We start from the raw sequence: 22,366 nt of genomic DNA on the forward strand, positions 1-22,366 counted from the left end.
TATTCTGGCATCAACCTACGAAGGGATTTCGCCGTGCGCTGGCTCAGGATTGCCATAAGCTTCACCGTCACGCTGATGACCTTGCTCTGCATGCTCCCGGCCCAGGCCGCGCAAGGCAGTGGCTGGTCGGTATTGCTTGACGATCAGGGCATCCTGCAACTGAGCGACATCCGCTCCGCTCGCTACACCAATCAATTCAGCCCCATCGAGCTTGACCGTCTGACCGCGGCCGAACCCGAGGGCGCCCTGTGGCTGCGCTTCAAACTGGCGCCGGGCAAGCACGAACAAGTGCTGCGCATCTTTGCCCCCGACCTGTCACAACTCAATCTCTACGTGCTCGACGGCGACCGGCTGATCGAGCAACGCAATACCGGCAACGAACGGCCGCAGGCCGAACATCCTTTGCCAAGCAGCGATTTCATGCTGCCCCTGCCCCAGGCCGACAAGCCGCTGGACGTCTACGTACGCATGGTCTCCGGCCATCAGCTGCGCCCGCACATCACCCTGCAAGCGGCAATCGAGGGCGCAGCCGATCAGAAGCAGACGCTGATTTTCGGCCTGCTGTTCGGCTGCCTCGCCATGCTCCTGCTGCACAACCTGGTGCGCTACGCCTACTCGCGCTCGCGCAGCAGTCTGTGGCTGGCGATCTGTGAAGGCCTGCTCGGACTGAGTCTGTTCCTGTTGCTCAATCTCGCCGGTCCGTGGTTGCCGAACTGGCAAGCCATTCAGACGCCGGGCGCTTATCTGGCATTGCTGCTGACGGCTCCAGCCGGATTGATGTACGCCCTGCGCTTCTTTGCACCACTGGGCCAGCATCCGCTGAACAAACTGCTGTGGGGCGACATTCTGTTGATCGTCACGTGCAGCCTGTTGCTGCTGTTCGTCAACACCTTGCCGCTGAACATCATCACCTACGCATTGGTCGCATTGGCCGGTCTGAGCATGTTGCTGGTGGGTTTCTATCACTGGCAGAAGGGCTATCGCCCGGCGCGTCTGTTCGTCGCCGCCATGATCGTGTTCAACATCGGCACCCTGGTTATCCTGCCGGCGCTACTGGGGCTGACACTGGTCACGCCGCAAGGCCTGATCATGACGCTGATGGTGTTCATCTGCATCAGCGGTCTGCTGATGAGCGTCGCCTTGGGCGAGCGACAGCGCAGCATCACTGAAAGTCGTTTCAGCATCAGCCGCGACCTGGCGGCAAGCAACGCCGAAATCAACGCCAAAGCCGAATTCCTCGCCAAGATCAGCCACGAAATCCGCACACCGATGAACGGCGTACTGGGCATGACCGAGCTGCTGCTGGGCACGCCGCTGTCGGTCAAGCAACGCGATTACGTGCAAACCATCCACAGCGCCGGCAACGAACTGCTGACGCTGATCAACGAGATCCTCGACATCTCCAAGCTCGAATCCGGGCAGATCGAACTCGATGACGTGCAGTTCGACCTCAACGCGCTGATCGATGATTGCCTGAGCATCTACCGGGCCAAGGCCGAGCAACAGAACGTCGAGCTGATCAGCTTCATCCAGCCGCAAGTGCCACGGGTGATCAGCGGCGATCCGACGCGCCTGCGCCAGACCTTGCTGAGCCTGCTGGAAAACGCCCTGAAGAAAACCGAAGAAGGCGAAGTGCTGATCGTCGTTGCACTGGATGAGCGCAGCAGCAAGCCGCGCCTGCGCATTGCCGTGCAGGACAGCGGCGTGCCGATGGAGCCGGAAGAGCGCGAAGCGCTGTTGCACGCCGAATTGCACAGCAAGCACTTCCTCTCGGCCAATCGCCTGGGCGGCAATCTCGGCCTGGTGATCGCGCGCCAACTGATCCGCCTGATGCAAGGCGAGTTCGGCATCAAGAGCGGCGCCACCCAGGGCAGCACTTTGTGGCTGACCTTGCCACTGGACCCGGATCGCCTCGAACATCCGACCTCCGACCTCGACAGCCCGCTGCAGGGCGCGCGGGTGCTGGTGGTCGACGATAACGACACCTGCCGCAAGGTACTGGTGCAGCAGTGCAGCGCCTGGGGCCTGAATGTCAGCGCCGTGCCGTCGGGCAAGGAGGCGCTGGCGCTGCTGCGCACCAAGGCGCATCTGCGCGATTACTTCGACGTGGTCCTGCTCGACCAGAACATGCCCGGCATGACCGGCATGCAACTGGCAGCGAAGATCAAGGAAGACCCGAGCCTGAACCACGACATTCTGCTGATCATGCTCACCGGCATCAGCAACGCGCCGAGCAAGATCATTGCGCGCAATTCGGGGATCAAACGAATACTGGCCAAACCGGTGGCCGGCTATACGCTCAAGACCACGCTGGCTGACGAGCTCAATCAACGCAACAAGGGCCAGGTCGCGTTCCAGCCGCAGGTCGTTACGGCGGCCACAGCGGCCAAAGTGCCGAGCGACTTCCGCATCCTCGTCGCCGAAGACAACACCATCTCGACCAAAGTGATCCGTGGCATGCTCGGCAAGCTCAACCTGCAACCGGACACCGCGAGCAACGGCGAAGAAGCGCTGCAAGCGATGAAGGCCCAGCGTTACGACCTGGTGCTGATGGATTGTGAAATGCCGATCCTTGATGGCTTCTCCGCCACTCAGCAACTGCGCGCCTGGGAAGTCAGCAATCAGCGCATCCGCACACCGGTTGTAGCCCTCACCGCGCACATTCTTGCCGAACACAAGGAGCGCGCCCGGCAGGCCGGCATGGACGGGCACATGTCCAAACCGGTCGAGCTCTCCCAGTTGCGCGAGTTGATCGAACACTGGGTTGCCCAGCGCGATCAGCAGAACCGGGCCACGACCCAGCCGTCGTAAACCGACAGAATCTGCGGTGCCTGATAGACTCCCCCCCGACTCCATCGCCAGTGAGCTTGCATCATGCTCCATGTGTTGTTCAGCGTTTATCTGAAGATGCTGGTGCTCTACAGCCCGTTCTTCGTGTTGTCGTGCTTTATCAGCCTGACCCGTGGCTATTCGCGCAAGGAACAGCGGCGTCTGGCGTGGAAGGTCGCCCTCGCCACACTGATTTCCAGTGTGCTGCTCTATTTGTTCGGGCGGGTGATTTTCGATGTCTTCGGCATCACCGTGGACGCCTTCCGCATTGGCGCCGGCAGCGTGCTGTTCATTTCCGCGCTGGGCATGGCTCAGGGCAAACCGGCGGTGCAGGCCGACAATGTGCAGCAGGACGTGACCATCGTGCCGCTGACCATTCCGCTGACGGTCGGCCCCGGCACCATCGGCGCCTTGCTGGTAATGGGCGTCAGCCAGCCGCACTGGGACGACAAGCTCACTGCAATCATGAGCATCGCCCTGGCCAGTTTTACTGTCGGAGTGGTGCTGTATCTGTCCAATCGCATCGAGCGGATTCTCGGCGATCAGGGCTTGCAGATTGTCAGCCGCTTGATGGGATTGTTTGTTTGCGCACTGGCCGCGCAAATCATCTTTACCGGTGTGAAAGGCTATCTGGTGCCTTGAGTGTTGTTGCGGCGCAACCGCCACAACGAAACGCCGCGTACGGTCACCGTTCGCGGCGTTTTGCTGTGCGGAGCGACCTCAGCGCAGCGCTGCGATCACCGCTGTCAGGCTGACCGTTGCTTCTGCGCCGCGCACAGTGGCAAACGCTTCCAGCCCTTGAGCCAGCGTGAACGTGTGTGGCCGCCCGGCAATGGGCAGCATCAGTAGCAGTGGGCGTTGTCCGTCGAAATTACGCAAGATCAGACTGTGCCCGGAGTCCGGATCGGTCAGTACCACACCGTCATCGACCCGTGACATCCACCAATGCCCGCACTCGTCCAGATCCAGATCCAGCAGGCAAGGTTCTGCCGTTTCAGCATCCGAAGCCTGTCGTCCATCGACCACGATGCAGTCCAACCGCTGGAAGGACGCTTGCGCCAGCCGATAACCCGAGGTCTGCGCACCGAAAGTCAGCAGCAGCCTGGCAACGCCATCGGGCAACAATGTTTCGATCTCTGTGATGTCATCACCTACCTCAAGCACCATGACCTCGGCGTCGCGATGGGCAAAACTGTCGGGCAGCCAGACGCCGTCGTTCGGGCCGGCGCTGAAAATCAACTGGTCGACCGGGTCGAACAGCATCGGCTGCTTCGACCCGCGCGTACCGAGGAATGCCGACCACTGTCCGTCACTGCGCCCGGACAGATCAAACAGCCGGTCAAGTTGCGGCAGGTAATACAGATAGCGTCCGGTTGCACTTGCCACTTGTATGACAGGCGCGTGGGCATGCCCTTGCAACAATGCTCGCAGGCGTGCACGTAACTGTTGATCGCTCTGCCCCGGCACATGAGACCAGCGATTTTCCACGCCAACGATCATTGCCGGCTGGTTATCCAGCAATTGCAGATGCACCCCGTCGAGGGTCTGCGCCTTCAGCCCTTCACCCTCGCGCCGCACCTCGCTAAAGGCCCATGACGTCCAGACTTTTTCCGCCTTGGCCAGCAACTGCGGTTTCACCAGACGATGCTCGGCTGAAAAAGCTCCCCGCAATGCTTCGATCGCCATCAGCGGCTGGCGATAAAGTTGTCCGGCGCTGACCTCAAGCAACCAGACAGCGCTTTGATCCGGGGTCAGACCGAGCAGCGCCAGCTCCTTGCCCTGACCGATATCGGCCACAGCGACTTTGCCATCGACACACCATGCCGTCAGGAAAGCCTGACCTGCCCCATCACGTAAACCGAAGACCGGGAACGGCAGCAACGCTGCGACCGTGGCCAGCGAATGCAATGTGCTCAACCAATCGGGATTTCGCTGCAGCCAGCGCAGCCCAACGCCGGCGAACCGGAGAATCGAGGGTTTATCGGCCTGATCGAGCCATGCCTCATCGCTTCTGTGCGCAAGGGAAGGTACCCCGTACTGAAACACAATCGCGTCGTCGATCGCTGCCGCTGCCGGCACGTCGACGATATCGACCTCGAACAGACGGCCGTCGTCCTTGGTGGCGATGAAGCGCTGATTTGTCTGAGTGACCTCCACCACATCGCGCTCGATCACCACATTCTGCCAATGACCGACACGGGGTTCGATGCCGCGGCTGATCGTCCGCTCCTGCTGGCTATAGAACAGCACCGCGTTGTTTTCAGGGCTGGACGGCATCAGCATCAACAAGTCTTCGGGCCAGGACAGGTCTTGCCTGGCCTGAATGCACTTGCCCGTCGTCTTGTTCAGCCAAGCCCTGTCGCGCAACTGCGACCCGGCATAGCCCTCGACAACAATGAACGGAGCACAAGACCAATCATTGCCGCTGGCGGCCATGTCTGACGAGACGCTCATGTCCGGGGCATCGGTTTGTCGAAGCGCTTCACGCGGCTCGAACCGATAGTCCTCGGCGGCAAAAGCGATCTGGCAAGCGGTCAGTTCTACATGCTGCCCGCTGATCCGGTACTCGACCGTGGTGGTGCCATGCAACGCTTCTGCCGTCAGCTTCTGCGCAATCCGCAGCGCTCCATCGGCTTGTTGTCGGCAGCCGATGATGGTCGAACCTGTACGTGGATTTTTCAGACGGTAGCGATGCTGGACAGTGCCGGTCAGCACATCGACCCGCCATACCGATGGATGATCGGGATGGTAGAACCACGCATGGCGGGCGTTGACGCCTGCCAGAACCACACCCTCGTTCACCTCCTGCGGCAGGTTACGCGCGAACAGCACCCGATCCCGCGCAGTGTCGTAATAGCCGGTGGTCACCACTGGCTGGCCCGGCGAATCGAACGGCACTCTGAAGTTACGCAACGGCAAATAGGCTGCGGTCAGTTGCCCGCTTGCGACCTGAGCGCGCAAATAACGCTGCACCGGCGCAGGGATGCCGCTGGCGGTCATGGTTGCGCTACGCAGTTGAGTTGCAGCGTTGTTTTCGTAGTCGAGGACAACGGCGATCAGATGCAGGCTGCGGCCCGTCCAGTCGATCCGGAACAGCCCCTCGGCCAGCTCGATGACGCCGTCAAAACGATTCAACACGAGGCCATCGACCAGCATGTCAGGTGCGCTATCGATGCTGTCCCGTGGTTTTGCACGAAAGCTGACCTGCTCGACCCGTACCCAGGACGCCTGCACCGTCCAGGTCACCTGTTCCCAGCCTTGGGCTTGCTCGAAATTCACCGCCAGCAGGCCTGGCACCAACCGAATTCGGTATTGCCCCTGCGGCGCGGTGATCCAGTAGGCAATCTTCTTGCGCCACTCTGGTGGCAGGTCCGGAACCACCAGTTGGCTGACCTCAGCGCTCAACTGCAGCTTGATCGTCGTGGCCATGAATACCGGATGCAGCTTGTAGAGGATGTGTGGCGCAAATGGCGTACTGAACAGGTAAAACACCCGGTTACCGAGCGCGTCATATTCCAGCTGATGTGCCAGGCGGTCATGCAACCGCGGATAGCGGGTCGTGGAAAAAGGCACGGCCCCGACGCTGCCGAGTTGATATTCGTAGCCGTAGTAACAGATTGGCGAACAAGGCAGCACCACCATCGTGGGCAAAGTACCCCAGACGCTGCCGACAGCAGGGCGTTGAAAGGCTCTGGGGATGTTGATCGCAGCATGCCGCCTGGCCGGATCATCGTCGTATTGCGGCAATTCCAGTGCACTGCCCTTCCAGGGGTAAAACTTCTGCCCTTCGAACGCCACCCTTCTGTTGTGCAGATCCAGCTCGGTAATCACTGCCAGTGCGGGGAACTGCAAGACCGCACCAACGCTTTCGTAAGACTGCTGATAAGCGTCGTGAATCTGCGAGAGGTGCTCGCCGATGGCCGCAGCCTTGTCCATGATCTGCCCGAGATTGCTGGCAATCGCGGTCACCCCGATACCGACGCCCAGTAGCGGCACGGACAGCGCTGCGGCGAACGCGCCCACCGTTCCGCCCGCCGCCAGGGCGACAATATCCAGACCCAGCGCCGCCGTATTGAACGCCAGAGACGTAGAGAATCGCGCTCGCTGCTCATGATTCTCTGCCTGCGTCAGGTTGTAGATGTCGAAACCGATATTGGCCACGGAAAATGCCACCCCGATACCCGTGGCGGCCTGCCCGGCCAGACGTGCGGAGAACGAGGCCTGCTGCAACGCCCGCTCGGCCACCGCTAAATGGCGCACCAACTGGATGACCTGCACCGCATCGCTGGCCACACCAAAGCCCAGCTGTGCATAACTGACGTACACCTGAAGTTGCAGGGCGACGGTCAGTGTCGGCGCTGTATCGCCAGCGCGGTACTCGCGCTGGCGCATTTCACTGATCAGCGTCTGGATCGCAAAGGCGAAACTGAGTCGGCTGCCACCGTCGTGATCAGCCGTCTGACCGGGCCTGGCCGCACCGCCCTGCACGAGTCGTTCGACGTATTGCCTGATTTTCTGAAAGCGCGAATCCCGGGTGCTGACCGTCCGGGCATTTTGCGCATTGCGCAGATCCATCAGCGTAATGCTGTGGCCGCCGTCGGCGTTTTTGCTGTGGGTATCGAGCAACGGCACGTAATCACGCGCCAGGTTGTGCTCACGGCGCAAACGCTCGGTCGCCTGCTCAAGCTCGCTGGCCCAGTAGCGCGCATCCAGTTGCGCAAGGCTGGTGCCCAGCCGAGCGTTTTCCCCCAGAGATCGGGTACGGGCCAGCGCTTGCTTGTGCCAGATCGAGGCTCCCTGTGGATCGGCCAGCGCAACGTTGTGCAAAAAACTGTCCACGCGCAGATCCGATGACAGCCTGCGTTCGGCGATCGCCGCAATGTCCAGCTCAGTGACGGTGAACTGCGCCGTGGCCATCTCACCCAGACCATAAAGCTTCGCCAGCGCGTTATCGTCTGCGCTCAGATAACGCTCTACGCCACGTTGCAACTGCGCGCCATCGGCAAATCCGTAGAGGGCGAAGTTGGGATCGTAGAAGCGATAGGCCGCGTGCTCACCGGTTCGCACTTTGGCCAGCAGCAGGGCGTGGTCGCCAGTGTCGAGCAGCAGCACCGCAGGCGCCGCACTGGCGTCCAGCGCGGCGATGATGCTGTCCAGGCGTTGCACGCCGCGAACGCTGCCGACCTCGCCGGTGGGCAAGGCGCGCAGTTCGTCCAGCGCACTGCGCAACGCCCGCGAGCCAAGTTCGTCCGGACTCGCGCTGGCGCTGGCGACATGCCCGACCAACGCCCGTTCCGCCGGCTCGCCGGCTGCCACTGCGGCGCCCATCAGCAGCGCCAGCGGATAACAGCGGCGCCCCGGGTCGCCCGCGTTGCGCTGCAACAGATCCTGCGGCAACTGCTTGACCGACACCGCGCCAGCCTTGAAAAAGACGTCACGCACTTGCCCGCTGCGCTGCAGGATCTGCGTGCGAAACTCCCGCTGCGCGCTGTGCTTGATCTGGCCGATACGTTCGCCCCACTGGCGCAGCGTCAGCGGCTCGGACATGGCTTGAACCTTGAGTTCGCGGGTCGTCGATGTGGCCGTCGGCAGGTCGCGTTCCAGTCCGTTCTCGAACGCCGCCGAGCGGCGCTGGCGCACGGCTTTTTCAATCGCATCGTAGCGCGCGAAAGTGCCGTCACGGTCGGTGGCGATGGCCAGGTCGCGCACCTGTTGCCAGGTATCGGCGAACCCGACATCGTCCACGCTCGTTGCGCCGAAAATCCCCCCGAGCACGACTCGCATCGCGGGGCTCAGTTGTTCCAGCGGCAGCGTACCGTGGGCGATCCGGCTGAACAGTTCGTTGAGATGGCTGACCGATTCCGCACCATGGGAGGTCGGCACAACCACAGGTCCCTGCGCCAGCACTTGCTGACGGGCGTCGAAGTCGATGACCACGGCTTGAGCGAAATTGACCTCCCCGCTCAACTTGTCTCGCATCGCTCGAATGAACGGCTCGCCCAGATCATCCATCAAGCGTTGCAGCACTGAGGTCAACAGCACCGGTTTGCCCTCGACAACGGGCCAGCCGCGCTCGAAGGTCAGGCTTCGATCGCTGAGCAGGTTGGACAAGCGTCCGGCATAACGAGACTTGAGCTTTCCCTCGGCCCACCGGGCGTGTTCCTTCTCCAGCCAGTCTTTTTCCGTGCCCCTGACGATCCAGCCGGAAATGGTTTCCTCTTCGGTATTGACGTTGTAGCCCTCGCGCAGACGCTGTTGCGCCAGCACCTGACGACTGAAAAACGGATCGCAATTGGCTTCGATATATTCATGTAATCCAGCGAGTGCCGCGCCCGGGCCGGTGAGCGTTACCGTACCCGCCGCGTCATTGCGGATACCGTCCCGATAATAGGTGACAACCGCTTTAAGCAATTGGTAGGCATAAGCTTCATTCCAGCTGGTGAAGTTCGACCTGACCAACATCTCTTCAATGACTGTCGCCGCGACCGTGGTCAGGGTCTCACCGTCGGCCCATCCAGTTGCCGAGTTGGCCATGCGCTTTTCAACTTCAGCGAGCACGTCGTAATTGAGCCGAATGACTTGCATGATCGACATCGTCATGCCGCTGCCCGGCTGGGCGATGAAATGAGCATTCATTTCTTCATTGATTTGCAGCCCCATGCGAAAGCCGTTCTCCGCAGCCTCCACGACTTTTGGCGCTATGAACAGTTCAAGGACGTCGGGTTTGCTGCGAGCAAAATCCTCGAGAAGTTGTTTGTGTTGCTCTGGAAGACTGTCGGTCCTGTCGGGGTAATGCTGCGGATCGCGCCCCGGCATCAACTGCGGATTGTTGTTCAACAGAAGTTGCAAAACCGCGATTTTCTGCGTCTGGCTGTAATCGCTGATATCGACACCGCCCAACTTGTCGAGCAGCGGCGGCAGATAATCCATGTCGGTATAACGCCCGCCTTCACGAAGCTCGGCCTGCAAACGCACCACATCGCTCGCCGCAGCGAAATTGCCGCGCATCGACACTTCGCGGCGGTAGACGTCCGCCAACAAGTCATCGGCAAAGGCGTGAGTGACATCGCGCAATTGCAGATCCGGACCCACCATCGCCAGATGGCTGTCGAGGCAGCGCTGACGAAAAGCCTGCAGCGACGCGCGGTCCTTGCCATAAGCACGCACCATCAGATCGATGCGTGCTTCATCGGTCCGCCCCTTCCACCTCGGCTGGCTGAGGTAGTCGACCATCTGCTGTTTCAACACCCGTGCACGCTCTTCAATCATCGTCGCCAGTTGCCCGGCATGCTTGAGGGCTGCACCACCGGATGCCATCGCATCAGCCCTGGCGCTGTCGAGAATGATCCGGTTCATCTCGAAAGCCAGTAACGCATCGCTGTCGTACCAGAGATTGAAGCGGTAACCCTCCGCCGCCATCACCTGGCGCCAGATATTCATGTAATCGCGCTGATTGACCCCGACTTCGCTTCCGCCAACCCAGACGAAATGGATGACTTTCGGAACCGGCCGGGTCGGCCCCGACAACATTTCCACGGTCGTCGAAAGCCGTGACAGATAACGTTGCAGCCCTCGCACAATGTCATCGACAGCCACCGGAACAGGGGTTTTATTGCGTTTCAACAACGCTGCAAGTTGCTCTTGAAACAGGCTCGCCAGGGTCAACAACGACACCGGGTCAGTCGTTTGACCGGCTTGCTGGTAATAGTCGTTCAGCGCTTGATATTGGGGTGTAGCAGAAAGCTCCCGCAATGCTTTTGAGAGTACGGAATACTCTTGCGCAGAAATGAATGCTCGCCCGAACGAGTAATCGTTTTTTAAAGCCATCACACACTCCTTGTTTACTTAATGGCCCATTGACGCGCGCACTTTCGCGCCGCTGCAGAGCGGTAAATTGATTTGAACGACACTCGACAAGTGCTATGAACACAGCACCCTAGTGGGCGAATACGCGCCACACAAACAACAAGGAATACAAAGCTTGTCCCCGGCAATATCTGATAACACCGGGAGCAGTTCGCTGTAACGGCAGCGTAATAATTATCGGACTGGCGCGCCCGTCGGCCATAAAAAATGGCCCTGCCCTGTGGGACATGACCATTGTTTATTGCTGGTGGAAAACAATTGAAACTTCAATCGGACTTACAACCGCTCAAACTTTCCAGTCGCTGAGAATTGCATGAGCGGAGGGTTTTTCAGGACAGCGGTTTTTCACCATACCAACGCGGCGTGTAAACCCACTCACCGCCTCCGGCACGGGCGAAGGTGCAGGTGGTCGAAGAACCGATCAGCACCATGGTGCGCATGTCCACCTGTTCCGGTGTCAATGCGCCCAGGGTCGTGGTGCGCAGCGTCTGCCCCGGCCGGCCGATGTCCCGACCGAGCACCACCGGTGTTTCAGGCAAGCGGTGCTGCGCAACGATCTCCAGCGCCCGGCCCAGTTGCCACGGGCGCGCCCGGGAAATCGGGTTGTAGAACGCCAGGGCCAGATCCGCTTGGGCGGCCAGATCCAGACGTTTCTCGATGATCGCCCAGGGCTTGAGGTTGTCCGACAGGGACATCACGCAGAAGTCGTGGCCCAGCGGCGCACCGGCCTGAGCCGCAGTGGCCAACGAGGCGGAGACGCCGGGGAGGATTTCCAGATCAACGCTGTGCCACGCCGGATCGTCCGATTCGTGCAGGGCTTCGAGCACCGCAGCGGCCATGGCGAATACGCCCGGGTCGCCCGAGGAAACCACGATCACCGAGCGGCCTTCGGCGGCGAGCCTGAAGGCATGGCGGGCACGCTGCATTTCTTCACGATTGTCGGTGCAGTGCTGCACCTGATCGTCGCGGAACGGGCCAGCCATGCGCACGTAGGTTTCGTAGCCCAGCACATCGGTGGCGCGGGCCAGTTCGGTTTTCACCGCTGGCACCATCAGTTCTGCGGCGCCGGGGCCAAGGCCAATGACCGCGAGGCGACCGCGCGGGCGGCCGATCTGCGCGACGTCCAGCGGTTGCTCGGCAATCGCGATCGCCAGATGTTCTGCGCTGATCACCTTCGCCGCAGGCACTGCCACGCGGGCCAACGTCTGAAGATCGCTTTGTGCTGCCACGAAGCGCAGTGGCACGCCCAACTCGAGCGCAGCCTCGCGCAAACTCGATGAGGCCATTTCAGCGTCTGCTGCCACCAGACACGCCAGTGCCGGCACGGCGACACTGGCCTGTTGCAACGCAGCGCGAACGGCGTTCGACAGATCTGCCACGTCAGCGCTCACTGCCACCGCCACGCTGCGCGGGTAAATCAGTAATTCATCGGCGCTGGCCACCCGCTGCACACTGCTCACATGAATCGACCGCTGCGCCTGCGGATCCTGCGGCAACTGCGCCTGATCGAGCCATGGCGCCGCGCCTTCGATGCGCACGCTGTGCCCGGCGAGCAGGTCGGAAACGAAGCGTTTGCCCGATTCCAGATCCGCCAGTGCGTAGCCGCTTGGCGGATTGAGCAGGCAGGTACCAAAGCGCAATTCGCCGCTGGTGGTGATCGCCGGCGCCACTTGCAACGCCGCCGCGATCTCCCGGGCCATGACGTTGACCCCGCCGAGTCCACCCAGCAATGGCACCACCGCGCTGCCGTCTTCGGCCACCGCCAGCACCGCCGGTTCGGCGCCTTTCTCCAGCAACAGCGGCGCCAAGGTGCGAATGACAATCCCCGCCGCGCACAGGGCAATGATCGGCGTGTCCTGTTGATACAACGCGCGCAGGGTCGCGCCGAATTCCTGATAGCTGCTGTCGGCGCCTTCGACCCGTCCGGCAAGGCCATGAACCTGCGCCGCCGGATAGACCTGCTGAATGCGCCGCGCCGTCGCGAGGCTGCCCTGGCCGAGAATGACGATGGCGGGAGTCGCTTGGCTCATCAACCTTGCCACCGTTCGCCCGGGACGATGATCAGCGAGAAGTACGGCGAGGACATCGGCTCGACCTGATCCATCGGCACGATCTTCTGGTTGGCCATGGTCGCGCGCTCGACATACAACGCACGCTCGGCGAGGCCGAGTTCTTCCAGCACCTGACGGACCTTGGGAAAGTTGCGCCCCAGTTTCATGATCACCGCCGCATCGGCATCGGCCAGACGCCGTTTCAGTTCTTCGTGGGGCAGCACGCCGGAAAGCACCGACAGGCTCTGATTGCGATACACCAGCGGCGCGCCGAGCACCGAAGCGCCGCCGAGCATCGAGCACACCCCGGGCACGACTTCGGCCTCGTAACGGCTGGCGAGACGATCATGCAAATACATGTAGGAGCCGTAGAAGAACGGGTCGCCTTCGCAGATCACCGCCACGTCGCGGCCAGCGTCCAGATGCTCGGCGACCGCCACAGCGGCTTCGTCGTAGAAATCGCTGATCACCTGCTCATACGACAGCGGCGCCGGCAACGCCTCGGTGGTCACCGGGTACACCAGCGGCAGCAGGTTCTGCGCCTCGACCAGATGCGCCTCGATGATGCCGAACGCATTGCCCTTCTTGCCCTTGGCCACGAAATACGCGACCACCGGCGATTCGCGCAGCAGGCGCAAGGCTTTGACAGTGATCAGTTCCGGATCACCGGGGCCGACACCGAGGCCGATCAGACGTCCTTTGGCCTGCATCATTCGATCTCCGTGGCGAGGGCATTGACGGCGGCCGCGGCCATGGCGCTGCCGCCCAGCCGGCCTTGCATGATCACGAACGGCACGCCACGACTGTCGGCGGCCAGTGCCGCTTTCGATTCGGCAGCACCGACGAAGCCGACCGGGAAGCCGAGGATCAGTGCCGGTTTCGGCGCGCCGGCGTCGAGCATTTCCAGCAAGTAAAACAGCGCGGTCGGTGCGTTGCCGATCACCACCACACTGCCTTCGAGGTGCGGGCGCCACAGCTCCAGCGCGGCGGCCGAGCGGGTGTTGCCCAACTCGCGGGCGAGGTCCGGCACGCTGTCGTCGCGCAAAGTGCAGATCACTTGGTTATTGGCCGGCAGGCGCGTGCGGGTCACGCCTTCGGAGACCATCCGCGCGTCGCAGAGAATCGGCGCACCGGCCGCCAGAGCATCGCGCCCGGCCTTGCCCGCGCCCTCGGAGAATTGCAGACCGTCGATGGCCTCGACCATGCCGCAGGCGTGGATCACTCGCACCGCAAGTTTTTCCAGATCGGCTGGAATGCGCGCCAGATTGGCCTCGCGGCGAATGATCGCGAAGGAGTTGCGATAGATCTCCTGACCGTCGCGGATGTAATCAAGCATCAAGGGGGCTCCGGGAGCGGGCGTCGAGCAGGGTCGCGGCCGCTTCAATAGTAAGGTTGCAGGCGTGCAGCGTGCCGAATCCGGGCTGTGCTGCATCGCGAAAATAGAGGTCGTAATGACCGGGGGCAACGGCCAGCAGCGTGGCTGGCGCGCAGTGGGCGGCGGCGCAGGAGCGCGAGCAACCCGACAGGTGCACGCTGAGGCCTGCGGGCAGCAGAGGTGCAAGTTGCCGGGCATCCTGTTTGGTGTCGGCAAGGCCTTTGCCGCAGCCATCGGCGCCGGTGCAGGCGATCAGTCGAGCCAGTGGCTCGGCCTCGGTCGTCAACAGGCCCAACGCCCGCAACTGCTCAAGCACGTTGTCGGTATCAGTGGCTTTCACGTTCGGCAGCAGCAGGCTCTGCCACGGCGTGAAGCGCAGACTGCCATCGCCAAATTGACGGGCCAGTTGTGCCGCGCCACGCAGCATCGCCGGATCAAGTCGGCCCAGTGGCGGCACCGCGCCGACGTAGCAGAGACCTTGCGTGTTTTGCTGATGAGCGCCGATGTGCAGCGCGTCTGCCGACGTCGGGCGCTGCCAATTGCTGATCGCCTTGAGCGATACGCGCTCGCGCAACGATTCAAGAAATGCGAGCCTGGGCAACTCGTCGAGCAGATGGCGCATCCGTGTTTGCTCTGGCCGGGCCAGGTCGAGGAACAACTCCAGCGCGGCGACCACCAGCGCGTGAGCGTTGTCCAGGCTCACAGCGCCGAGAGGGCGATCGGTCGGGCAACCGGCCAGACCGAATGCCCAGAGGATTTCGCCGTCACGCTCGAATGCCGACAGCCACAGATCATGCGGATGTTCGAGCATCACCAGGGCTTCGCCACCATCGAGCTGCACGGCGAACTTGGCGCTCAACTCATGGAAGCGCGGATGACTTTGCAAGGTGTCGAGGATTTGACCTGCGAGCGGGCGCGTGTCGAACAGCATCTGCCGATCAATGCCGGCGGCCGGGCTGAGCATCAGATTGCGCACATCGTCGCCGGCGGCGTGCTTCGGCCCAAGGCCGGCGGCCAGCAAACACTCGATCAGCGCTGCCGATTGCGCACCGATGCCGCGAATCTGCAGGTTGCCGCGATTGGTCGCTTCGATCGCTCCGCTCGCAAACGCTTCGGCGGCAGCGGCCACCGCATCGGCCTGATCGGCACTGATCGAACCGCCATCAAGCTTGATCCGGCAGATACCGCCGTCCAGTGCCTGGACGATACGCAGCAACCCCGGGCAGGCCGAGGGGCGTAAGGCAGTGGACATCGGGCGTTCGTTCAAGGGGCTGACCGGTTGTGTGGCAGAAGCGCTTCGCGGGCGAAGGCGCGGTATTATGCCTGCTTTGCCCACCGGTATGAAAAGTCTGCCCTCTGTCTCGACCGGTGGGGCAGGCAGGCTTCAGTTGTTGCCTCTGCCGCGCGCTCAGGTCAGGGCGATAATCTGCTTTTCGCGCCGCTCACCCAATAACGCAATAATCCTGGCTCTCGAGAAACAGTAATCATCGGCATCTATAAGAGCCTTGTAGCAATCAACAGCAACGTTGCCCACTATCTGCTCGGCATTGAAGCGTCGCTCAAGCACATTGCCCGGAACAGGCTCTTTGACGGCAAACGAAATGACGACCATCGTAATTGTTGATCCCTTAGATACGCTGCCAAGCATGAAGCGAATCGACTTGCCCTCTTGCAGAATATTTCGCTGAAGCAACTCAAGGGCCGCACCGTTGCTCTCCAGTTGCGAGGTCAGATTGGCAATTACCTGTTGGTTCAAAACTGCCGGCGCCCAACCTTGCAAGAGTTCTTGAGTCAACTCCAGCAGAGTAAAAGTATCGGGCGTAGTGACCGGCGCGCTGATAACCGGATCGTCGAAAAACAAAGCACCGGTGACTTTCAAAGCCGTTTTATTGGCGTCATTCCATGCCTCGCATTCAACAGCATCGGGAACTTTATGCGAGGCGACCGTTTGCGAATAAAGCAGCGCATCGAGACTGTCGTCAATGTCAGATGCCGACAGCTCTTTACTCACCAGCACTAATGCCCCTGCGCATACGAAAACCTTCGAAATCGCGAACATTTGCATCTCCCACAAAAAAACCAGAGGCTTGCGCCTCTGGCATTAATCACTTTCAGACCGACTGGCCAAATTCGTAGCTGAGCGCTTTCTCACGTTGCTCCGTCAGAGCCTTGACAATCAACGGTTCAACCATTGCATAGTCTTCCTCATCCATATACATAGTGGCGCCAGCGTTATAAATCTCCACAGCAGATGTTGCCCATTCTACAAACAGTACTTTGGTAGGTTGAGCCGAAGCCAGATATTGCACAGCAGCGATTGCCAAGGTGATACCACCCTCATCATCCTGCGAAGCCGCACTCATGCAAAAGTTGCCACCTTCGGCTTTCTTCGAGTTGTTCTCGAACAGCGTCAGGGCCTGTGGTTCATTTTTCAGTGCATCCATGGTCGCATCTGCCACAGAGGACAATACTTTAAGGGCTGCCTGGCCCTGTCCTACTGCTGCACCAACAGCGGTATGCAGAACAGACAGGACAACATTATCCATGGTCAATTTTTGCGAAGTAGCGGTATATCGATTATAAGGCTGGCTGAAAGCAAACCAGCCAGCCAGTTTCATCAATCGCATAAACTCGTTATAGCGCTGTTCCTTTTGGTTGGACGCCGGATATTTGAGCAAGGCAACCAGATCGGCATACATGTAGGTGTTTTTAACGATTCGCTTGCTGCGCTTGGACATGCTTGCATCAAAGCCTGCAATACCCGAGCCCATGACTGCAGCATTCAGTTCATCTTTATCAACCGGCAAGCTACTGCCAACACTTGCCGAACGCGAGCGCAGCACTGGCTGCGCAGCGATAAACTCATTGGTTTGTGCAATCAAACTAAACCGTTCAACAGCGGAGATTACATCTTTATTCAGCTCAGTCATAAATGGATTCCTTTCTTGGTTAAAACACCGACTTGGTGTGGAAAACAAACTAACCACAGCACCGGAGTTAATCAAATCGAAAATCCATGCATTTAATTTCAGACCGTCATACAAACCATCAAACAAAGCTGAACAACTAACATCAAGCGCCCCGAGCCAACTCAATTTCACGCGTGCGCATATCAAGCACTGCAGCAGCCAACTGAAGCCGATTTTCATTTATCGCGGCAGACCTGATCAAAAAGCGCCTGGAGCGGATATCAAGCTCCGAACCCGTATGCTGAATAGTCCAGAACAGATAGGTAGAGGACCACTTCGCATCAAGCAAGCGAACATTACTGACGACAATCTCCAACTCCCTATTGAAATTGTACTGAGCAGGAGAAAAACGAAAATCGCTCCATTCCCGAGCGCTGCCTCTAAATACGTCTATGGCATCCGAATGTGTCTCAAGCATATGGAACGCTTCCTTCATTAGCCCGACTTTCTCCCGACTTAGTTGTTGCGACAAGGATCGCGCCCAGACGTCCAGCGCATTGCCGGTAAAGTTCTTGTCAACATGGATTACCGGAGCTTGCTCCAGGCTCCAGCCGACAGACCAGAGCACCCCGGAATAATATTCGAACCAAGCAGCTGGCTCACTGTTTCTGTCATGACGCAAATCGGCTCTGTATTCTGCCCAGCGCATACTGTCCTTGACGAATCGTTTGTCTTCCGCAGTCAACCCGGAAAAGTAGGACAACAGATTATTCCCCATCACCGTCGCACTGCCTTGGTAGGGAAGTGCTGAGATACTGTTCAAAACATCGCTCATTTCAATTATCCATTCGATTATTCAATTTACTAAAAAAGTACCTTCCGGATAGTCACAAGCACTTTCAGCGGAACGCCAATTCAATACTTGCGAAGAACTCGAAAAATCACAAAAGACAATGTAAACATTCAATGTCGGCGTTCCTGAAAAAAGGACAGCAGCCAGTTATCGATTGTCGCGTTATCATGTCGCCCGCTTCGCTGGACGCAGGATCTGGAGTATGAAATGGGCGATTGGCTGACCGTTGTGGGTATTGGTGAAGACGGCTTCAAAGGCCTGGGCAAGAACGCCCGGCGTGCTCTGATGGGCGCTTCGCGGATCGTCGGCGGCCAGCGTCAGCTGGATCTGCTGCCGCCGTGCATCGGCGGCGAGCGGCAATTGTGGCCGAGTCCGTTTTCCCTCGCGCCGGTGCTCGAGTCGCGTGGCGAGCCGGTCTGCGTGCTGGCCAGCGGTGATCCGATGTTTTACGGCGTCGGTGCCAGTCTGGCGCGTCAGGTGCCGAGCGCCGAGATGGCGATCATTCCCGCCCCTTCGTCCTGCGCACTGGCCGCGGCGCGCCTGGGCTGGCCGTTGCAGGAGGTGACGGTTGTGTCGCTGGTGGCGCGTCCGTTGGCGGCGCTCAATGCGCATCTGTTCAGCGGCGTGCGTCTGTTGTTGCTGAGCAATGACGGCAGCAGCCCGGCCGCCGTTGCGCAATTGCTCTGCGAACGTGGTTTCGGCCCAAGTCGCATGACTGTTCTGGAGCATCTGGGCGGCGACGCCGAGCGACGTATCGAACGCAGCGCCAGCAAATGGAGCGATGCGGCGGTCGCCGACCTCAACGTCGTCGCTGTCGAGTGCCTGGCCGAACCCGGTGTTACCGGCCTGTCACGCCTCGCCGGTTTACCCGATTCGGCGTTCCGTCACGACGGCCAACTGACCAAGCGCGACGTACGCGCCATCACCCTCGCCCGCCTGGCGCCGAAGCCCGGCGAACTGCTCTGGGATGTCGGCGCCGGCAGCGGTTCGATCGGCATCGAGTGGATGCGTGCGCACCCGAGCTGTCGTGCCATCGCGGTCGAGGCCGACGAGGGCCGTCAGCAATTGATCGAACACAACCGCGATGCGCTGGGCGTACCCGGCTTGCACCTGATTCGCGGCAAGGCGCCGCAAGCGCTCAATGGCCTTGAACGTCCAGACGCTGTTTTCATCGGCGGCGGCGTCACCCGTGAGGGTGTATTCGAAACCTGCTGGGACCAGCTCAAGCCCGGCGGCCGATTGGTGGCCAACGCCGTGACCCTGCAAAGCGAAGTCACCCTGATGCACTGGCGCGAACAATACGGCGGTGAGCTGACGCGCATTCATGTCGCCCAGGCGCAACCGCTCGGCGAGTTCGACACCTGGCGTCAGGCCTTGCCGATCACCCTGCTGGAATTGGTCAAACCCCTCGATGCGTGACGAAACCGCCGAACAGCCCGCGCCCCTGCGCAGCGGCCTCACCACCGGCAGCTGCGCCACCGCCACCAGCCTCGCCGCCGCGCGCCTGTTGCTCACCGGCATCAGCGCCGACGCGGTGCAGATCACGCTGCCCAAGGGCAAACAGGTGCAGATGCGCCTGGAGTTCTGCCGCTTGAGCGAGGGCGGCGCCGAGGCCGGTACGATCAAGGATGCCGGCGATGACCCTGACGTCACACACGGCGCCCTGCTCTATTCACTGGTGCGACTGTCCGCCGAACCGGGAATTCGCTTCAACGCCGGTGTCGGCGTCGGCACGGTGACCCGACCCGGTCTGGTATTGGCCGTCGGCGAACCGGCGATCAATCCGGTGCCGCGCAAAATGATCAGCGATCACTTGACCTTGCTCGCCGCCGAAACCGATTACGGCGGCGGCTTCGAAGTCACAGTCAATGTCGAGGGCGGCGCAGAACTGGCGCTGAAAACCATGAACCCACGGCTGGGCATTCTTGGCGGCCTGTCGATCCTCGGCACCAGCGGCATCGTCCGGCCATTTTCCTGCGCCGCTTACATCGCCTCTATTCATCAGGGCATCGACGTGGCGAAAACCAATGGTTATCTGCACATCGCCGCGTGCACCGGCAACGCCAGCGAAGACACCATGCGCCGGGTCTATGAGCTGCCGGAAATCGCCCTGATCGAAATGGGTGACTTTGTCGGTGCGGTGCTAAAGCATCTGCGCAAAGTGCCTGTGGATAAACTCAGCCTGTGCGGCGGCTTCGGCAAGATCAGCAAACTCGCCGCCGGGCATATGGATCTGCACTCACGGCATTCGAGCATCGACTTGCCGCAACTGGCCGAGTGGGCGGCGGTGATTGGCGCGGATGCGGCATTGCAACAAGGCATTCGCGAAGCCAATACCAGCCAACAAGCCCTGGCCATGGCCAGTGCGGCGGGCATCGCTTTAGGGGATGAGGTTTGTCGCCATGCGCTGAATTTCGCCCGTAGCGTGGTGCCGGCACAGGTGCAGGTCGAGGTGTTTGCCATTGATCGTCAGGGCGGGATTGTCGGGCATGCCGGAGGTTTTGTATGAAGCGGATCTTGTTGCTCGGCGGCGTGACTGAAGCGCTGGCGATTGCCCGCACGCTCGGCCCACAACATATCTACAGCCTCGCTGGCGTTGGCCGGGTGCCGAGCGATTTGCGCTGCCAGGTTCGGGTCGGCGGCTATGGCGGCGCTGAGGGTCTGGCGCAGTTCATCGCCGATGAAGGCGTCGATCTGCTGCTCGACGCCACGCATCCGTACGCCGCACAAATCAGCGCCAACGCCGCCCGCGCGGCACAGCTCGCCGGCATTCCCTGCTGGGCCTTGCGCCGCCCCACCTGGCAGCCGCAAGCAGGCGATGACTGGCGCGAGGTCAGTGACTGGGCCGAACTGATCACAGCCCTGGAACCGTTCCACCGCCCGTTGTTCACCCTCGGCCGTGAACCGCTGCAACACCTCGACGAAATCCCCGCCCACCAGTTCTGGACCCTGCGCGCCCTCGACGTTTATCCCGGCAACGCGCGCTGCGAAGTGATCGGCGCCCGTGGGCCGTTTCTGCTGGAAGACGAGCGCGCGCTGTTCGAGCGCCGGCAGATCGACGTATTGATCAGCAAGAACAGCGGCAGCAGCGCCACCGAGCCGAAGCTCGAAGTGGCGCGTGAGCGTGGCGTGCCGGTGCTGGTGTTGAAGCGGCCGGAGTTGCCGGGGGCTGATCGGGAGTTTGAATCAGTCGCTGAAGTCCTCGCTGCCCTTTCCCACTGAATCGGCACCGCCCTATGTGGGAGCGAGCCTGCTCGCGAAGACGTCCGCACCGGCAGCCCATCAGTGCCTGACAAATCGCTTTCGCGAGCAGGCTCGCTCCCACAGGAACCGTGGATGTTGCTGATATCTGTGCACACTCACAAAATTTGTGGGAGCGGGCTTGCCCGCGAAGGCGTCAGGTCTGGCACTGCAAATTCAAGTAGCTACACTCCTTTAACAGCTCAATGCGACACCAAACCGCACGACGCTTTTTTACTTATCGGCCCTGATCAGGCTAAATGGGCCGCGCCTGATCGCCCACCCAACGGACCTGTCCCATGAACCGACGCCGGTTAGCATTTGCCTGGATCGCCTGCTTTGCAGTGCTGTTCAACATGCTCGCCATGCCGCTGAGCGGGGCGATGGCGCAGGCGGCCAGTTCACCGGCCGAGCAGATACTCTGGAGCAGTTTCTGCACCGGCAGCGGCATGAAGATGGTGGCGGTCGACATCGGTGCCACGGATCAGAAGGCCCCGCAAAACGACAACCATTCGAACATGCAGCACTGCTGGTGTTGCTCAGGTGGGGCGCCATTGCTGGCGCTGCCAGGGCATTCGCCGCAGCTGTATTTCGCGCAATTTGAAAGCAACCGCAGCGTTGCGCCCGTCTCCCTGCAAGCCCCGACGCCGCGCCAGCAATGGCCGAGTCTCAATCCCCGTGCCTCCCCTCTGGTCTGATTGGTTCGCGCCCTGAATCCGCGTTTCAAATCGTTCTGGAGAACTGCCATGTTGAAGAAACTCTTCGTCCTCGCTGCGCTGTTGTTGCCGGCGTTCTTTGCCCATGCCCACGAATACAAGGTGGGTGCGCTGGAAATCGCCCATCCGTGGTCGCAGGAACTGCCGCCGAATGCGCCGACCGTCGCCGCCTATTTCATCATTCACAACACCGGCAAAAGCGCCGATCGCCTGCTCAGCGTCGACTCGCCCATCGCTGCACAAGCGCAGTTGCATGAGCACGTCATGCAGGGCGATCTGATGAAGATGCAGCAGGTGCCAAGCGTGCAAATCCCCGCCGGCGGCACCGTGACCTTCGCGCCGATGGCCTACCACGTGATGCTGCTCAACCCGAGCGATCGCAGCCTGCTCAGTGACGGCAAGCGTTTCCCGATGACCCTGCATTTCGAAAAGGCAGGTGACGTCAGCGTTGAAGTTGCCGTGCAGAAGAAACCGCCGGAATCGGCCCAGGGCCACGTGCACGCTCAGTAACTGTTTCGGCTGACTTC

The 22,366-nt window shown here is 60.7% G+C and carries 15 protein-coding genes; 7 read left to right on the forward strand and 8 right to left on the reverse strand.

Going from position 1 to position 22,366, the window contains the following annotated elements; genetic code table 11:
* Positions 1–33: 33 nt before the first annotated feature.
* Positions 34–2,811: a hybrid sensor histidine kinase/response regulator gene (locus tag J2Y39_RS18755; protein WP_095181162.1), complete on the forward strand. Its 2,778-nt coding sequence runs from the start codon at positions 34–36 to the stop codon at positions 2,809–2,811.
* A 63-nt stretch (positions 2,812–2,874) separates the two neighbouring features.
* Positions 2,875–3,471 (forward strand): MarC family protein, encoded by a 597-nt coding sequence (locus J2Y39_RS18760; RefSeq protein WP_016771870.1) that lies wholly within the window; start codon positions 2,875–2,877, stop codon positions 3,469–3,471.
* A 78-nt stretch (positions 3,472–3,549) separates the two neighbouring features.
* Here the strand turns inward: J2Y39_RS18760 and J2Y39_RS18765 are convergent, their stop codons facing one another.
* The 8 genes from J2Y39_RS18765 to J2Y39_RS18800 all read right to left on the reverse strand — a co-directional run bounded on the left by J2Y39_RS18765 (position 3,550) and on the right by J2Y39_RS18800 (position 17,865).
* Positions 3,550–10,656, reverse strand: coding sequence for a TcdA/TcdB pore-forming domain-containing protein (locus J2Y39_RS18765; protein WP_310219141.1), 7,107 nt, complete (start codon positions 10,654–10,656; stop codon positions 3,550–3,552).
* A 368-nt stretch (positions 10,657–11,024) separates the two neighbouring features.
* Entirely contained in the window at positions 11,025–12,725 is a 1,701-nt protein-coding gene (gene cobJ, locus J2Y39_RS18770) for a precorrin-3B C(17)-methyltransferase (RefSeq protein ID WP_310219142.1), read from the reverse strand.
* A complete protein-coding gene (locus J2Y39_RS18775; protein ID WP_370695113.1) occupies positions 12,725–13,459 on the reverse strand; it encodes a precorrin-2 C(20)-methyltransferase in 735 nt (244 codons plus the stop codon). Before J2Y39_RS18775 ends, cobJ begins: the two co-directional genes overlap by 1 nt.
* A complete protein-coding gene (locus J2Y39_RS18780) occupies positions 13,456–14,082 on the reverse strand; it encodes a precorrin-8X methylmutase (RefSeq protein WP_041480676.1) in 627 nt (208 codons plus the stop codon). The genes J2Y39_RS18775 and J2Y39_RS18780 overlap by 4 nt, the downstream gene beginning before the upstream one ends.
* The gene (cobG, locus tag J2Y39_RS18785; RefSeq protein ID WP_150638208.1) at positions 14,075–15,373 is read right to left on the reverse strand and encodes a precorrin-3B synthase; all 1,299 of its coding nucleotides are present in this window, start codon (positions 15,371–15,373) and stop codon (positions 14,075–14,077) included. Before cobG ends, J2Y39_RS18780 begins: the two co-directional genes overlap by 8 nt.
* Positions 15,374–15,529: 156 nt before the next feature.
* Complete coding sequence (locus J2Y39_RS18790) at positions 15,530–16,180, reverse strand: hypothetical protein (RefSeq protein ID WP_252883105.1); 651 nt, start codon at positions 16,178–16,180, stop codon at positions 15,530–15,532.
* Positions 16,181–16,232: 52 nt separating this feature from the next.
* Complete coding sequence (locus J2Y39_RS18795) at positions 16,233–17,270, reverse strand: hypothetical protein (protein WP_258707537.1); 1,038 nt, start codon at positions 17,268–17,270, stop codon at positions 16,233–16,235.
* Positions 17,194–17,865: a hypothetical protein gene (locus tag J2Y39_RS18800; protein WP_150741633.1), complete on the reverse strand. Its 672-nt coding sequence runs from the start codon at positions 17,863–17,865 to the stop codon at positions 17,194–17,196. Before J2Y39_RS18800 ends, J2Y39_RS18795 begins: the two co-directional genes overlap by 77 nt.
* Positions 17,866–18,090: 225 nt before the next feature.
* On the opposite strand from J2Y39_RS18800, the gene cbiE reads away from it, so the two are divergent.
* The 5 genes from cbiE (at position 18,091) to J2Y39_RS18825 (ending at position 22,349) form a co-directional block, all read left to right on the forward strand.
* The gene (gene cbiE, locus J2Y39_RS18805) at positions 18,091–19,302 is read left to right on the forward strand and encodes a precorrin-6y C5,15-methyltransferase (decarboxylating) subunit CbiE (RefSeq protein WP_310219143.1); all 1,212 of its coding nucleotides are present in this window, start codon (positions 18,091–18,093) and stop codon (positions 19,300–19,302) included.
* On the forward strand, positions 19,295–20,392 hold the full coding sequence (locus J2Y39_RS18810) for a cobalt-precorrin-5B (C(1))-methyltransferase (RefSeq protein WP_310219145.1): 1,098 nt from the start codon (positions 19,295–19,297) through the stop codon (positions 20,390–20,392). Before cbiE ends, J2Y39_RS18810 begins: the two co-directional genes overlap by 8 nt.
* Complete coding sequence (locus J2Y39_RS18815) at positions 20,389–21,105, forward strand: cobalt-precorrin-6A reductase (protein WP_310219147.1); 717 nt, start codon at positions 20,389–20,391, stop codon at positions 21,103–21,105. The genes J2Y39_RS18810 and J2Y39_RS18815 overlap by 4 nt, the downstream gene beginning before the upstream one ends.
* Before the next feature lie 317 nt (positions 21,106–21,422).
* Positions 21,423–21,821 carry a DUF2946 domain-containing protein gene (locus tag J2Y39_RS18820; RefSeq protein ID WP_310219149.1) on the forward strand — a complete coding sequence of 133 codons (399 nt, stop codon included), beginning with the start codon at positions 21,423–21,425 and terminating at the stop codon, positions 21,819–21,821.
* 48 nt (positions 21,822–21,869) lie between these two features.
* Positions 21,870–22,349, forward strand: coding sequence for a copper chaperone PCu(A)C (locus tag J2Y39_RS18825; RefSeq protein ID WP_310219151.1), 480 nt, complete (start codon positions 21,870–21,872; stop codon positions 22,347–22,349).
* Positions 22,350–22,366 lie beyond the last annotated feature (17 nt).

Source organism: Pseudomonas sp. 2957, from assembly GCF_031456345.1.
GTDB lineage: Bacteria > Pseudomonadota > Gammaproteobacteria > Pseudomonadales > Pseudomonadaceae > Aquipseudomonas > Aquipseudomonas siliginis.